5 protein-coding genes are annotated in these 16,905 nt (G+C 48.0%); all 5 read left to right on the top strand.

Translation table 11 applies throughout. The annotated features are described in order from the left end of the window. The first annotated feature begins 43 nt into the window (after positions 1-43). From edeP to edeL, 5 genes are read left to right on the top strand one after another with little or no spacing between them, the layout of a single operon-like run. Positions 44-4,549, top strand: coding sequence for an edeine non-ribosomal peptide synthetase EdeP (gene edeP / locus FO446_RS15955; RefSeq protein ID WP_269137303.1), 4,506 nt, complete (start codon positions 44-46; stop codon positions 4,547-4,549). 45 nt (positions 4,550-4,594) lie between these two features. Beyond that, on the top strand, positions 4,595-5,842 hold the full coding sequence (locus FO446_RS15950) for a lysine 2,3-aminomutase (RefSeq protein ID WP_237898503.1): 1,248 nt from the start codon (positions 4,595-4,597) through the stop codon (positions 5,840-5,842). Positions 5,843-5,866: 24 nt separating this feature from the next. Continuing rightward, positions 5,867-12,385, top strand: a complete 6,519-nt coding sequence (gene edeN, locus FO446_RS15945) for an edeine non-ribosomal peptide synthetase EdeN (protein WP_237901070.1) — start codon at positions 5,867-5,869, stop codon at positions 12,383-12,385. Positions 12,386-12,400: 15 nt separating this feature from the next. After that, positions 12,401-13,564 carry a pyridoxal phosphate-dependent aminotransferase gene (locus FO446_RS15940; protein WP_232773003.1) on the top strand — a complete coding sequence of 388 codons (1,164 nt, stop codon included), beginning with the start codon at positions 12,401-12,403 and terminating at the stop codon, positions 13,562-13,564. 17 nt (positions 13,565-13,581) lie between these two features. Then, positions 13,582-16,872, top strand: coding sequence for an edeine non-ribosomal peptide synthetase EdeL (gene edeL / locus FO446_RS15935; protein ID WP_237898502.1), 3,291 nt, complete (start codon positions 13,582-13,584; stop codon positions 16,870-16,872). Positions 16,873-16,905: the final 33 nt, after the last annotated feature.

Below are 16,905 nucleotides of genomic sequence, written 5' to 3'. Positions count from 1 at the left end.
GAATTGTGGTTACATCTGCACAATTCAGAAAGGGGGATATGCTTTGCGCCAGGATAAGAAGCAATGGAAGGTCGGTTATCCTTTAAGTCATCCACAAAAGCGTATCTGGTATACGGAAAAATTACATCCACAGCTTCCTATCCATACGTTAGGGGGGATGGTGAGGGTGCAAGGAAAGGTGAAGCTGGATGTACTGGAAGCCGCTATTCACCTGTTCATTCAAAAGAACGATACCTTGCGACTCAACTATCAGGAGGAAGAGACAGTCCTTCAGTTTGTTGGAGAGTACGAACCGCAGCCATTGCAGGTGTTTGATTTCAGACAGGAACAGAATGCGCCAGAGCGGTGCAGACAATTTCTGCAAGATTTGTTTACAAAGCCGTTTTCGATCGGACAAGAGCCTCTGTTCTACTTTTGTCTGATTCAACTGAGTGACGAAGAAGCGGGGTATTTTGTAAAGCTGCACCATTTGATTGCTGATGGTTGGTCTATTTCAATCATGACAGAACAAATTGCTCACTATTATGACACGTTGTTGGCAGGCGGTACCGTCCATGTAGGAGATGAACACGCTTATCAAACTCTTGTCGAAAGGGAGCATGCCTATTCTCAGACTGACAGATTTGAAAAGGACAAGCGATACTGGCGGGACAAGTTTCATAGCTTGCCCGTAATCACGACATTACAAAAGGCGACAGATACTACTGAAGGCAAGCGCAAAGTTTTTGCATTCAACCGCGAAGATTCGACAAGAATACGCCAGTTTGCAGACCAAATGAAATGCTCGCTAAATTCCTTGTTTGTGGCTCTCGTGAGTCTTTACCTGCAGCGCTGTACGAGGCAAGAAGAAATCGTGATCGGTACACCGCTGTTAAACCGTTCAGGCAAAGTGGAGCGCAAAATATTCGGGATGTTCACCAGCACTATGCCATTTCGTCTGGCAGTTCCGATGGAAATGGATGCTATCGATTATGTTAAATATGTCAACAGGGAACTCACTTCCTGTTATTTTCATCAGAAATATCCTTACGATTTGCTGGCTCAAGAGCTGGAGCTGAAGAAACATGGCTATGACAGCCTGTTTCAGATTTGTGTAAATTATTACAGCACGCAGTTGCCATTCACTCTTGGTGGCTACCCCGTGACTAATGAGGAGTTTTACAACGGTCACCAGTTGTATTCGCTCCAAGTGATTATCAGAGAATGGGCAACAGATGAACAATTGACAATGGAATTGGACTATAAGATAGCCGAGTACACGGAAGAGGATATTGACCGAATAGCGGATCATCTCATAAGGCTTCTCCATCAGATGATCTCGATTCCAGAAGTACCGCTGTCCAATTTGAACTTCCTTGCTGACGAAGAGTTGGCACTACAACTCCATACGTGGAATGATACTGCTGCTTCCTATCCCAGCGAGAAGACGGTTGTCCAGTTGTTTGAAGAGCAAGTAATACGCTCACCACAGGGAGTTGCGTTGGAGTCAGAAGGGCGCACGCTGACATTTCAGGAACTACAGGATCAAGTGAATCGACTCGCTCAGTCATTGCGAAACCGAGGAGTTGGCCCTGGCGTAATTGTGGCGTTGCTGGCAGATCATTCGCCAGAGATGATCATCGGGCTGTTGGCAGTGCTAAAAGCTGGAGGGGCTTACCTTCCGATTGATCCTCAACTCCCTTCTCAGCGCATCGAATATCTGCTGTCTGATTCTGGAGCGGACCTGTTGCTTCGTCACACTTCGCGAACAGAGGATATTTCGTGGTCCAAAAAAATCCTAGAGCTTGGTGATTCGTCCCTGTATATAAAGGATGGCGCAACACTGGAATTGGTTAGTCAGCCGGATGATTTGGCCTATGTCATTTATACATCAGGCTCTACTGGAAATCCGAAGGGAGTCATGGTTACTCATCGAGGACTGGTCAACTATATTTCGTGGGCGAAAGACCGCTATCTCTCCGGTCCTGAAGAAGCGTTCGCTTTCTATTCCTCCCTAGCATTTGACTTGACGGTTACGTCCATTTTTTGCCCGTTGGTAAAGGGAAATCGGATGGTTATCTATCCGCACTCCGATTCAGAGTTTGTATTATCGCGAATCTTTAGCGATGGACGCTCCCATGTTGTAAAGCTGACACCTGCCCATCTGTTTTTGCTGCAAGAAATCGCTTTGCCTAGTACCACGGTAAAGAGAGTGATAGTGGGCGGCGAGGACTTGAAGGTGAGTCTGGCTGAGGCAATTCATGCGAAATGGAACGGACAAATTGAAATTCTCAATGAGTATGGCCCTACCGAAACAGTAGTTGGGTGCATGATCTATCAATACGATCCAGTGATCGATACCGAAGGATCTGTACCGATTGGACATCCGATCAGTAACGTGCAGCTCTACATTTTGGATTCATATGGCAACCCAATCCCAATCGGATCGACGGGAGAGCTATTCATCTCGGGAGATAGTGTGGCACGGGGGTATCTCAACCGCGAGGAATTGACGCAAGAGCGTTTCCTACCTGATCCGTTTCAGCCAGGTAAAGTGATGTACAAGACGGGCGATCTGGTTCGCTATCGGCCTAATGGAGTCATGGAGTATCTGGGGCGGGCTGACTATCAGGTAAAGATTCATGGTTACCGCATTGAATTGGGGGAAATTGAACAACAGCTACTTGGTTATTCTTCTGTGCGTGAGGCCGTGGTGATTGATCGCATGGATACGTGGGGGCGTAAGTACCTTTGTGCTTATTTGATCACGGAAACATCTTTCCGGGAAAATGAGCTCCGCGAAGAACTGGCAAGTCGATTGCCCGCATACATGATCCCTTCGCAAATTGTGCAGCTTGAACAGTTTCCTTTGACCTCAAATGGCAAGGTAGATCGAAGACTACTTCCCGAACCTGTCATGGAGCGAAAAGGTGTGGGGGATGAAACCAGTCCTCGTGACGAGTTTGACAAGCTATTGGTTGACGTGTATGAGGACGTGCTTGGTCATTCGCCGTTTGGTCTACATGACCCATTTTCCCAACTAGGCGGGGATTCGATCAAGGCGATTCAGGTTTCCTATCGATTGCATCAGCGAGGAATCAAGATTCCCGTAAGAGACATCTTGATTTATGACACGATTGCAGAACTAAAAGCGAGAAGTGACTGGAGCTGGGGAGTGGAACAGATCTCGCAAGAGCCGTGTACTGGCGAGTTGCCGTCATCTCCCATCGTTTCTTGGTTTTTGTCACAACAGTTCCGCAATGCTGATCATTGGAACCAGTCATTGCTCCTTGAAAGCAAGGAAAAAGTAACGCTGGAAGAGTTTGAAGCGAGTCTGTATGCACTGGTTAACCACCATGATTGTCTGCGACTCAATTACTCTGCAAAAGATGGGAAGCTCTTTTACAATGAGCGCCACCTGACCAATCGCGTGTCAGTGACTTGCGTCGATCTTTATTCCTTACCGCAAGAAGAACAGGAGAGTAGAATGCTTGAGGCGATGCGAGCTTGCGCTGTTAGCTTCAAGTTGGAAGAATCTTTGCTGTTTACCGGTTGTCTCTTTGAATTAGGTCCTGATCGACCTCAGCGATTGTTTCTGACGGCCCATCATCTTGTAGTGGACGGTGTCTCCTGGAGGATTCTCCTGGAAGATTTGATGAGTGCCTTGGCCAGTCTGAAACGTAATGAGCCGATTGTTTTGCCAGATAAAACACATTCGATGCAAGCGTGGATCAAGGAAGTCTCCGCCTTTTACCAGTCGGATCAGGCAAGCAAAGAAAAAGCATATTGGGACATGTTTTCCATCCCGGAAGACAAACTACCGACTGACTTCGATTTTGGCGAAGATTTGGTAGAATACAGCGCTACATCTACGCGCACACTTTCAGCCGAGATGACATCGCGACTGTTGACGACGGCCAACCGAATGTTCAATACGGGTCCCCAAGACTTATTGGTTGCAGCACTTACCCGGACATTATCTGATGTATTTGATAGGGAGCGTCTCTTACTGGTAATGGAGTCTCATGGGCGGGAGTCTTCTATCCATACGATGAACATAACCAGAACAGTAGGATGGTTCACCAGCATGTACCCTGTTTTGTTCGAAACGAATCTATCCAATCGGACCGATCACCTAAAAGGGGTAAAGGAGAAGTTGCGCCAGATTCCGATGGGTGGGCTTGGGTTTGGCTGGCTAAAGCCTCAGCTGCTCGCGGCTGTGGAAAAGTCCCAAGTTCGATTCAATTATCTGGGATCGGTGGATAATCAACTAAGTGATGATCTGGTACTAATGGGAGGAAACTTGGCAGTTGATGCCGGGGTGGGGAATCATTTGACTGCACTGCTTGACGTGGCTGCTCTCATTCGTCAAGGAGAACTTCAGGTTTCTGTTACGTACAGCTTGCGCAAGTATAGCGAGGAGACCATGGAGAAGATACTTGCGCTGTTTTTCAATGAATTGGAGCAGCTCATTGATCATTGTTGCCGTCAGGAGGTCCCTGAATTCACTCCATCGGATTTTGAAGATGTGGAATTGTCGCAAAAAGAGCTGGATCTGCTGTTTGGTTAGCAAGCGAATCTCATGCGTGTTTAATGAATGACAGGAGGGATTACATTGAGTGTTAAGGTATTAATGGGAAAAAAAGGATTTGAGGAGTTCGCAACAATTGTCGGGTTTACAGAAGCTGAGAGGGAAGAACGCAGTGCATTACTGGAGCAGTCTTATATGCCATTCAAGGTGACTCGCTATTATGCCGAGTTGATTGCGAGTCAATCAGAGCCTTATCGTACCCAGATGATCAATATCGTGCTTCCGCCACCGGGAATAAAGCCCTATAAAGGCCGTTTTGATCCCTATGGAAACAAGTCGTACCGTCAGGATGAAACAGCTTTTCTGCAACACAAGTATAAGAAGACGTTGTTGCTTCACATCGACGATTTTTGTATTGCCAACTGCCAGTTCTGCTATAAAGTGAATGAAATCCGCCATGAGGATATTGGATATACCAATATTATGGACAAAGCAGAAAGGGCAGTGCAGTATTTGGAAGCCCATCCGTACATCGATAATGTTCTCTTTACCGGTGGAGACCCTGCTTCCTTCCGTAAAACTTCTGACTTAATCAAGCTGATCAGCACGCTATTGAGTGTGAAGAGTATTCGACTCGTTCGCTTTGCAACCAAGGCTTTGGCCTATGACCCTGCTCGTTTTCTTGATGGAGAGCTGCTGGCGTTTTTCGACCAAGTAAGACAGACGCCGGGCAAGCAGGTAAGTGTAATTTCTCAGTTTAACCATCCTGGGGAAATAAGCGACGTTTCAATTCAAGCAACGCAAGCACTGCTATCCGTCGGTGTCCAGATTCGCGGACAGCCTGCCATCATTCGTGGCGTTAACGATTCTGTCGAGACCTTGATCGACTTGCAGCGCAAGTTTTTGGATAATCGAATCATTTCGTATTATTTGACGGTATTTATGCCAGTCAGGGGAGTCGAGCAGTATGCCATTCCGTTGGACGAGGCTTTCCGGAATGTGGCCGAGTCCAAGCGCAATCTGGGTGGCTTGGAGAAAAAAGGGGTACTTCTTACTTCCCACGACTTTGGAAAATTAGAGATTTGTGGCTTTTATCCGACAGCCGAGCGCCCTGAAAAAATCGTTTTGAAATGGCATCAAGCAGTCGGACCAGACTATCTTCCAGCGCGGTTGAAGGAATTAATTCCAACTCGTTCAGAAGACCTGATGATTTTGGACTACAAACAGGGAGAGATGTACTGCCTCGACCATGTCTTCGAACACAATGGCTTGCCGTACGTGAATGCAGATGGGGAGATCGTGGAAAACCTGCCGAGTGAAGCAGTTCGGTAAGGGAGTCAGGAGAGAAAAATTGTGATGAACAAGATCGACAAAAACAATATAGCTGACATTTTGCCGCTAAGTCCGACGCAAGAGGGCATGCTGTTTTATTACCGCCTCCAAAAGGACTCCAATCTGTATTTTGAACAGCATCGGCTAACCCTTCGTGGCAAGTTTCAGCTGGAGTTGTTTACGCAGGCCGTTACAATGGCGTTTGAGGCCAATGAAATGCTCCGTACGGTTTTTCGCTGGGAGGGGCTTCAGGCCCCTGTTCAGCTCATTCTCAAGCAAAAGACATTGGAGATTCCTTATTTCGATTGGAGCGAGTTACCATCTGGAGCGCGTGAAAGAAAACTGTCTGCTTTGTTGTCACAGGACAAGCAAACACCTTTTACGCTTGAGTTGGGCAATACCATTCGCATTCAAGTAGTGAGGATGGAGTTGTATCGTTATGAAGTCATATGGTCATTTCATCACATTCTCATGGACGGATGGAGTTCCGGCATTCTCCTAAGAGAGATATTTACAGCGTATGGGCAATTGTGCTCGGGACAGTCCCCTGCGATCAAGCAGAAGGCGAAATACAAGGAGTATCTGCGTTTTCTCAAAGAAGCTTCGAATGAACAATCGTTATCGTATTGGAAAGATTCTTTACAAGGAATTAGCTCTCCTACGCCGCTTCCCTATATGCGGGAGGATCGTAACAAAGAGCAGCGCTATTCTTCTTATCATCTTCGGCTCAGTCGAACGCTTACGGATACATTGGAGGAAACATCCAAGCGTAACCGCGTGACAATCAGCACACTGTTGCAAGCCGCATGGGGGATTTTACTGCAAAAATACAGCGATACGCGAGATGCTCTTTTTGAAGTGGCGTACGCTGGTCGTCCTGCCCATCTCACTGGAGTAGAGGAAATCGTCGGACTCTTCATCAAGACGTATCCACTCCGGGTCAAACGGACAGAAACGACAACAGTCAAAGATCTGCTGGGTGTCATCATGGAAGAACAGCACCAGATGGCCCCGCATTTGTACGTGCCATCGGTTGAGTTGAAAAACTGCTCAGAGATGGACGCACAAACCCCTTTGGCGCACAGTTTGTTCGTTTTCCAAAACTATCCTATCGACAAGACGCTGGCCGGATTGGAACTTGACTTCGAGCTGGAGAATATCACTTCACATGAAACAACCGATTATCCATTGGTGCTGGAAGTAACACCAGGCGATGAATGGACAATCCATGTCAACTACCAGGCATGGAAGTTTCAAGCGACGGAAATCGAACGCCTGGCGCTACACTACCTGAGCCTTCTCGAACAGATTGCGGCTGATTCGGATCAAGAGATTCGTGACCTTACCTTGCTCAGTGATCGTGAGCGTAACGAGATGATTGAGGAACAGATGAAAGTCGTCCCTGTTCCGAGTAACTACTGCGTGCACGAGTTGATTGATCAAGCGGCAGAAAAAACACCGGATGCAGTTGCGCTTATACAAGGAAAGCAGACTGTGACCTACAAGGAGTTACAAGAGCAAGCGAATCGCCTGTCTTGGGCTCTGCAAAAGGAGGTGACAGATGCAGGCCGACCGATAGTTATCATGTGTGATCGTTCCCCTGAGATGATTACTGCACTGCTGGCTATCCTCAAAGCTGGGTGTTACTATGTCCCGCTTGATCCAGACTTGCCAAAAGCGCGAATTGAACAGATCGTAAGCCAGATTCAGCCTAGTCTGATTGTAACAGAAGGCAGCTATCTGGAACTCGTCGCTGACTTGCAAACAAGGGTGTTTCGACTGGATGAACCAGCATGCTGGGCACAGGAGTTAACTCCAACACCACAGCGAAAAGCAGCACCTTCAAGTACGGCTTATGCCATCTTTACTTCTGGTTCGACAGGTACGCCAAAAGGTGTGCGTGTAAAGCATGATCAATTAATCAACGCTCTTTGGTGGCACATAGAATTTGTCGGGTTCGGAGAGCAGACGAGAACGTTGCAGATCGCCACATTAACTTTTGACGCATCGGTTGTCGAGATTTTTTGCACACTGATCAGTGGCGGTACCCTTTGCTTATTGCAGCGACTCGAAAACAAGTCCCCGCAAAAGTTAGCGGCTGCCATCGAGAGTCAACAGGCAAACGTGATACTCGTCGTCCCTACGATGTATCACGCTTTGCTTGACCACGTGGCTGATGGCTCGCTGAATTCGATTCAAAAAGTGTTGTGCACAGGAGAGATGCTGTCTTCTTCATTAGTGGAAAGACATGCAGCCTTGCTCCCTCAAGCGCAGATGTACAACTTGTATGGTCCGACGGAAAATAGTATCTCGGCATCGGGGTATTGTGTACCTCGACAAGGGCCTTTTGAAAACCCGCTTCCGATTGGACATCCGAGTTACAACGTTCGTGTCTTTCTTCTGGACCAAGATTTTCATCTGTTGCCCAAAGGGGTAATAGGGGAGATGTACGTAGGCGGGATGGGAGTAACGGAAGGGTACATCGCTGACGAGGAAAAAACCAGAGCGTCTTACTTACTGACCCCATATGGCAGACTTTATCGTACAGGAGACTTGGCTTGCTGGACGGATGAAGGACATCTGCAATATTTTGGTCGCAAGGATTTCCAGATCAAGATTCGTGGCAACCGCGTTGAATTGGAGGAAATAGAAGCTGTCCTGCGCCGTCAGCCTGGTGTCAGGGAAGCAGCGGTAGTGGCCATTCAGGAGTCAAAGCGCGATCCTTATCTGGTTGCATGCTTGGCTGCAACGCATCCCATTGAGGACCACGTACTGCGAGAAGCAGTGCTGACTTATCTGCCTGACTATATGCTACCTGCCTTTTTTGTCCATCTTGATGCCTTGCCTCGGACGCAGAGTGGAAAAGTAGACAAGACTGCCTTGCAACGTCTGGATTACACGAAGTATCGCGCGGGAAAGGAAGAGGCCCCGGCAGATGAACTTGAGCAGCAATTGGCCCAAATATGGCGCGAGCTTTTGGCAATCGAAAAAATAAGCGTGCACGATCATTTTTTCTCGCTGGGAGGCCACTCGCTGAAAGCCGCTCAACTCGTGACCAGATTGCAAAAAGAAAGAAAAACAGACATCACGATCAGGGATGTATTCCAGAACCCCACCATTCGACAATTAGCGGACCGCATCAGGGGGAGACAGCCGATATCCTACGAGCCGATTGATCGGGTCAGTCAAGCCGAGAGATACAGGGCTTCTTCTTCACAGAAACGAATTTTCGTGATGCACGGGATAGAAGGCGAAAGCACCAGCTACAACATGTCGGGTGTAATCTCGGTAAACGGTCATCTGGATGTAAGTCGAGTGAAACGTGTGATTAAGGAAATCATCCAAAGGCATGAAGCATTCCGTACTTCGTTTGCGGTACAGGATGGAGAAGTGTATCAGTACATCAGCGACAAAGTGCCATTTGAGATCCAAACCATGCATAGCGATGGCAGGACATTGGACGAACTGATGGAAGACTTCCGGCAATCCTTTGATTTGATGAAAGCCCCTCTCCTTCAGGTTTGCCTGGTTGAGGTCACAGCTACTCAGCATTATCTGTTGTTCAACTCTCATCATATTATTTTGGATGGTATTTCTCTGAACGTGTTAATGGAAGACTTCGCCAGGTTGTATATGGGTGAAGAGCTGCCTGCACTGCCTATTCAATACAAGGACTACGCCGACTGGCAGTGGCAGAAGCGGGGGAGCGAGCAGTGGAATCAGCAGGAAAAATACTGGGTGGACACTTTCAGAGACCGAATCCCGCTCATGTGTTTTCCACTGGATTACCCCCGTCCTTCCGTTAAGACATTCCAGGGGGATCACCATACGTTCTTCATTTCTGATTCTACGTACAGTGATTTGCATGCATTTGCCAAGCAGAACGAAGTCACAGTCCATGCTGTTTTGATGTCGGCTTATTACGTGTTGTTGATGAAATACACGTCTCAGGAAGATTTCGTTGTCGGTTCACTGGTAGCTGGTCGAAACCATCCCGATTTGGAGCGAATCGTTGGCGTCTTTATCAACTTCCTACCGATTCGCAATCGTCCACGTGCCGATCTTTTGTATACCGATTTTGTACAAGAGGTTCAGCGCAGTCTGTTACTGGCCTACGAACATCAGGATTATCCGTTTGAAGAAATCGTTGCCCGTAGCGCCGCAGGCATTCAGCAAACGCAAAATCCATTGTTTGATACGATGCTGATCTTCCATAGCCAGCGCGAGCAAGAAGTCAAATTTACCCTTGGCGACGTGCAATTTGAAGAGGTTCCGCATGAATCGAAGACGTCGAAGCTCGACTTTAAGCTGGATATTACACCACTCGCCGATCAATTCAGGTGCGTGCTTGAATACGATACCCAGTTGTTTAAAGCAGAGACAATGGAAGGCTTCGCTGGCAACTATTTGCGTGTACTCGCAGCGCTTCTGAAGCATCCAAAACAGCGATTGGATGATGTTGACATCGTGCATCACCAAACAGAAAAAGAGGGCGTGATGAACCGCCTTCATCATGTCGGAGTTGCCGTTCCAGAACTGGGTCCGGCTCAAATCATGTATGGCACTCTCGGATTTGATGCGAGCGATTCCCTCCATGATCCAGAACAAAACGTGTATCTCTCGATGTGCATGAAACCGGGCTGTGTGCCAATCGAGCTAATCGCGCCTGTAGATGAAACGTCACCTTGCGTTCGTTTGTTGGAAGAGAAGGGGACGGGTCCGTACCATCTATGTTATTCTATTTCCAATATTGCTCAATTTTTGAAAAGGTTAGTTGATTCGGATTTCAAATACGATTTGGTCAGCGCACCTAAGCCAGCGGTGCTCTTCAATCATAGACTCGTTGCCTTTCTCTTTGTGGAATCGGTAGGCTTGATTGAACTTGTAGAGAGCGAGGATATGAAGCATGACGAATGGTACAGCAGCGATCAGCAATCTGTTATCCGATTGCTTACATCAGATGCTGATCAGGCACTATCGTTCTTTACCTTCCTCGGCTACCGAGTTCACGAGAAATATCTGGATCGGCAATCGCAAGCCAGTATCATCACACTAGGCAAAGCGGAAGAGAGCAGCATTCAGTTAGTTCAGCCTCGAATGGAGCACTCGCAAGAACAACGGGAGCTCATGAAAAGTGGTTGTGGCGTCTATCAAATCGAGGACAGAGTAACGAATCTGACCGAACGGATCGACACACTGATTGCGTGTGGCATTCCCGTTACGTTTGCAGACCAGGCAGGACGTAATCTGCAACTGACAGATGCCCCCTACCTGATTTTAACGGACGGGAAATCAGCCGCACAAAGAGCTAAGCCGATTCTAGGCGAGTTTCAATCGGAAACAACGCCCATTTATTCCTTCATTCAAGAACGATTGCTGAAGCAGGAACAAGAAGAGGGGATTGTGGCTGTCAGATGTTTTGACATCGAGCTGCGGGGCAGAATCGAACTGGCGTATATGCAGCAAGCATGGCAAGCTCTCGTGCGACGTTTCCCTCAGCTGTCGCCACAAGGCCTATCGGAACCGATTCCGCTCGCGCTTTGTGATTTACAGGAGAAAAGCGAGGCAGAGGCAGCGGTATGGTTGCGAGAACGCTTGACTGCCGAGCAGAAGAGGCCGTTTGAGGACAAAGCAGGATGTTTGGCTCGATTTGAATTGGTAAAGCTGGCGGCTGATCGCTATCGGTTGATTGGAGGTCTGCACAGCTCCTTGAGTGATTGGCGAGGTCTCGGAATTCTCCTGGAAGAATGGGAGGCTCTTTATCAGGCGATTGCACAAGGGCATGAACCAACTGTGGAAGAACCGCCTCGCTACGAAGCATTCGCTGTTTGGCAGAAAAAAATGCTTTATTACGGACATCTCGAGGCCCAGCGTCACGAGTGGTTGACAGCAATAAATCCACATTCTGCTCAACCTTTTGGTACGGGTGGGGTAGCAAAACGAAAGGTCGAGCAGTATATCGACCCGACAAGTCACGCGGATTTACTGCATGTATCTGCTCATTCCAATCAGGAGCTGGGAAACATTTTGCTTGCCTCCTACCTGTTGTTGCTTCGTCAGGTCACCCAGTTGCCGAGTTTGACACTTGGGGTGGTAACGACGAACCGGACGCCAGGTGTGCTGGAACAAACGCTAGGCAACTTTGACAACATCGTACCGCTCACCATCGATATGCAGACGATTCATTCGTTTTCACAATTAGTGGATCATACGAAGCAAGTACGTGCCCGGATGCAAGCGCTCGCGTTGTATCCGTCAGAGCACTGGCAAGCGACGATGAACATGGAATGGCCGACACTTTTTGTCAACCAGACCATTCCGTTCAAAGCTCAGTCGGCAGTTTGGAAACGTGAAGTCAAGCGATCAGTCGAGCCAGAAATGGCCGGAAGTCCGTTAGTTCTTCAGGTAGCAGAAACTTCGGAAGGTATCCATGTCGTTTTTACCTATGATCCAGCTATGCTTCAGACGGCATATGTTGAATCGCTTTCAGATCGTTATGTGAAAATCTTAAAAATGTTAGCAGAAAAAACCAAAATAAAGTAAAAGGGGTAGGAGAATATGGAAATCAGATCCTCAATTAATTTTCACGACGAGCGCTTTTTGATGTTTGTACTGGACCAGATGGCAAATGAGCTTGAGAGAAACGGTGGAGAAGCGATCCGAATGACTCTTGGGAAGTCGGAAATGCCGTTGCATCCCGAAATTATCAATTCTATGCAACAGGCATTGAACAGCTTTGAAAAATATTCGCTCGTGTATCCGGGTGGCCTTCCGGAGCTGAAAGATAAGCTCTCGACTCACTATAAAACAAAATACGATGTGTCCATCAAACCGGAAAATTTCGTGATAAGTGTCGGTACCAGCACACTATTCCGCAACCTGTTCTACCTCTTGCTTAAAGAAGGCGATGAAGTGTTGCTGCCACTACCGTACTACTCGCTTTACCATTTCTGCGCGCTCTTAGTCGGTGCTAAAGTTCGTTATTACAAAATTGATTTGGATACGTTGAGACTTGATGTGGAGTCGTTTAAAGAGAATTTTACAGACAAGACGAAAGTGGTCGTGATCAACACGCCAGGCAACCCGTTGGGAAATATTCTTACAAAAGAGGAATTGTACACGATCGACAGCATCGTAGACGGCCGAGCCGCTATTATCAATGACGAGATTTATGCGAATACCTACTTCGATGACGAGTGCGAATCCGTGATGCAGCTGAAAAATACCAAGTCTACGTTCATCACAACGGATGCGTTTTCCAAAGCGTATCGGATGTATAGCAGACGTGTCGGATATGCGATCGTACCGGATGAGCTGGTGCAACCATTGACGGTCATTCAGCACCACACACTGCTCACAGCTGACCCAGTTGTACAGTTCGGAGCAATGACTGCGCTTGATTACCAGCATGAGGTTGATCATTTGGTCCAACTTTACAAAGGTCGTCGGGACTATACGATTGACGCTTTCCAAAATGTACCGGATGTCCGTGCTCTGCCAGCGCGAGGCAGCTTCTACTTCACGATTGATTGTGAACAATTTATGAAAAGAAAAGGCATCAGCACCTCACTTGAGTTGGCTACACAAATTTTCGAGGCTACACATGTGGCGACCGTACCGGGTTCTGACTTTGGCATCCCGAACACATTGCGCCTCTCATACTCTGCCGCGAAGTATAACGAGGGAATTAACCGTTTGCGGGAATTTTTCACCACCACCTAAAAAGGGGAAGAGTCGCAATGAATGGACGTATGCAGCTCGATCTGGATCTGAACGAGTTTAACCTGCTCACTGATGATGAAGCGAACTTGTTAACCAGAGTCAATCAGACAGACAAACCGTACCGCAACAAAGTAACCATCGCTGAACTGTTCGCCCGGCAAGCGGAAAAAACGCCTGATAGAGTCGCTGTGGTAGAGGCGGATCGAGAAAGAACATACGCAGAACTACACGCGGAAGCAAATCAGCTAGCCCGTATCCTACAAGATGCGGGTGTAATTCCTTCGCAACTCGTAGGAATTCTCGCAGACAGGAGCTCCCGGATGGTAGCGGCAGTTATTGCAATCCTCCAAGCAGGTGGGGGATACGTCCCGGTTGATCCGCATTATCCCCGAGCCAGAATTCAATACCTTTTGCAGGATAGTCGCTGCAAGGTGCTTGTAACAGAATCCGTGTATCTGGATGAGATCATACCGGATCTCCCTGACAGCATCGAAACGATCATTTGTTTGGACGAGACTTCCTTCCATCACGCAGGATACAAGGTCTATACAGCGTCCGACATTCGCCGTCAAAAGGAAGAGGCGATAGCCCCGGCAGGTTCAGAGGATGATGTTGCGTATGTCATCTACACATCGGGTTCGACCGGTGCGCCAAAAGGCGTCATGATTACGCATAAACAGGTATTGAATACGTTGTTTTGGCTAGAGGAGACTTTTCCACTAAGCGAGACAGACGTGGTTGCTCAAAAAACCTCGATCTCTTTTACAGATTCGGTGTGGGAATTGTTTTGGCCGCTGATGGTTGGATCAAAGCTGTCTATTTTGAAAGAGGAAGACGGCAAAGATCCGGGAGCCTTGTATGACTGGCTGCGGGAGCAACGCATCACAGTCACCCAGTTCGTTCCTGCGATGATGAATGTGTTTCTGGCTCATGTGCACTCTCGTAATGAAGCAGATCCGTTGCCCAATTTGAAGTGGGTATTTAATGGAGGAGAAGCACTGACCGCTAATCTGGTTCGCGAATGGAATCGTTTGTTTCGTGTCGCGCGAATCGCCAATATTTACGGAATGACAGAATCGGCGATATACGCGTCCGTCTTTCTTTGCACCGAACAGCCTGCTGAAGAAACACTCAGAATCCCTATTGGTGTACCTATTGCCAATACACATATGTTCATCCTTGGCAAAACGGGGGAAATTTGTCCCCCTGATGTCAAGGGCGAGATTTGTATCGGTGGAATTGGCATCACCGACGGATATTTGGGCAAGCCTGAGTTGACCGAGAAAGCTTTTACGCATCATCCCATTACTGGCGAGCGCCTTTACCGTACGGGAGATGTCGGATTGCTCAGTGAAACGGGAGTGTTTGAATATCTGGGACGAATGGACGATCAGGTTCAAGTGCGAGGCTATCGTGTGGAACTGAAGGAAGTGGAACGCGCCGTCCTCCAGCATCCTGCCGTGAACCAGGTAGCGGTATTGGCTATGACTGATCAGATGGGCTTGACCGAACTAGCTTGCTACTATGTCGTGCAAAAGGACGGCGTTCAACCGGATGGCCTTCGTGTGCACCTGCAGGAGTGGCTCCCCGAATATATGATCCCGAGTTACTTTATGGAACTGTCCGAGATGCCGCTTACCCCGCATGGCAAGATCGATCGCAAAGCTTTGCCTGCTGTAAAGCCAAGCATTAGTAGCGAATACGTGCCTCCGGCAAACCCTATTGAACAAAAGTTGGCTGAGTTGTGGGCGGATGTTTTACAGATTCCATCCCCTGGTGTACTTGATCACTTTGTCGGACAGGGAGGACATTCGCTGAAGGCCATTCAGCTTTTATCCAGAGTAGAAAGTGACTTTCAAGTGAAGCTTTCCATGCGCGACCTGTTTGATGCTCCTACGATTCGCGGTTTGGCGGATCGGATCACAGGCAGCCTCCAAGAGATGGAGCAAAAACCGATCACTTTGCTCTCTGGTCAGGAATATTACCCTGTCACGCGTGCGCAAGAGCGGCTTTACTTGTTGTGGCAGTTGGAAGAAGATGCTACCAGCTATCATACACCGGGAGTTATGCGGATCACCGGTTCTCTTGATTCGGGGCGTCTGCAAGACGTCGCAGATCAACTCGTCGCACGACATGAGGCGCTGCGCACCTCGTTTCATCTGATGGAAGGTCAGGTGAAACAAAAAGTACACAGTGACCTTTCTGTACGGATCGAGACATGGAAAACAGACGAGGAAGCTGTGGAAAAGACAATCGAACGCTTTTTCCGGCCATTCGATTTAAAGCAAGCACCTTTGCTTCGTATCGGCTTAATTGAGCTTTCATCAGAAGAGCATCTGCTGATTTTCGATATGCACCATATCATTTCGGATGGCATATCCAAGTCTATCTTGCTTGAGGAGTTTTGTTACCTCTACCAAGGACAGGTGTTGCCGGAATTGTCGGTACAGGCCAAGGAATTTGCTTGGTGGCAAAGTGAACAAGCTGCCGAGATCGGCTGGGCCGAGCATGAAGCATACTGGTTGCAAGCATTTTCCGAGCAGCCACAACCATTGGCAATCCCGACCGACTATCCTCGCCCACAAACCATGACATTTGATGGCGACGAGTTGCTGACTGAACTGTCTGGAGAATGGCTGGAAAAACTTGACTCGTTTACCCGTCAAAGTTCTACGACGCTGTACATGCTTCTGTTGGCCGTCTATTCTGTTTTGTTATCGAAATACAGCAATCAGGAAGACATCGTCGTTGGTTGCGACATGGATGGTAGACAACGTGCGGAGTTTGCCCCTGTTGTGGGAATGTTTGTGAACACCTTGGCCTTGCGAAACTGGCCGAAGAAAGAATTGACCGTCGAAGAGTATATCGGGCAGGTACGCCAAAACGTGCTTAGCGGTTTTGAGCATGGAGATTATCCATTCGATCAACTCGTAAGCCAGATTCAATTGACTCGGGATCCAGCAAGAAACCCCTTGTTTGACGCTATGCTGACCCTGCATCATGCAGCGGAACAGCAAAAAGTCAGTCTCGATCAAATCGAGTTTGCACCGTACGAGTTCAGACGCAAATCTGCCATGCTTGATCTGGCTTTGGAAGTGGTGAAGGCTGAGGATCACATATGCATGCACTGGCAATATAACACGAACTTGTATCACAGAAGAACAATCGAGAAGATGGCTCAAGACTTTGTCATTCTATTGGAGCAAATGGTAGCCCACCCGAACCGAACCATCGGACAACTTCAGATCGGTCATGGAGTAGTACAGGTTGCACAGGGACAAGTGGACGACGATGACTTTGCTTTTTGAGAAATACATGATTGACAGAAAAGAGGGATTGGC

Source organism: Brevibacillus brevis, from assembly GCF_022026395.1.
Lineage (GTDB): Bacteria > Bacillota > Bacilli > Brevibacillales > Brevibacillaceae > Brevibacillus.
This window is presented reverse-complemented; position numbering and strand designations above follow the sequence as displayed.

Coding starts and splice junctions, on each gene's coding strand:
- edeN (WP_237901070.1), top strand. CDS start 5,867: ATGAACAAGATCGACAAAAACAATATAGCTGACATTTTGCCGCTAAGT.
- FO446_RS15940 (WP_232773003.1), top strand. CDS start 12,401: ATGGAAATCAGATCCTCAATTAATTTTCACGACGAGCGCTTTTTGATG.
- edeL (WP_237898502.1), top strand. CDS start 13,582: ATGAATGGACGTATGCAGCTCGATCTGGATCTGAACGAGTTTAACCTG.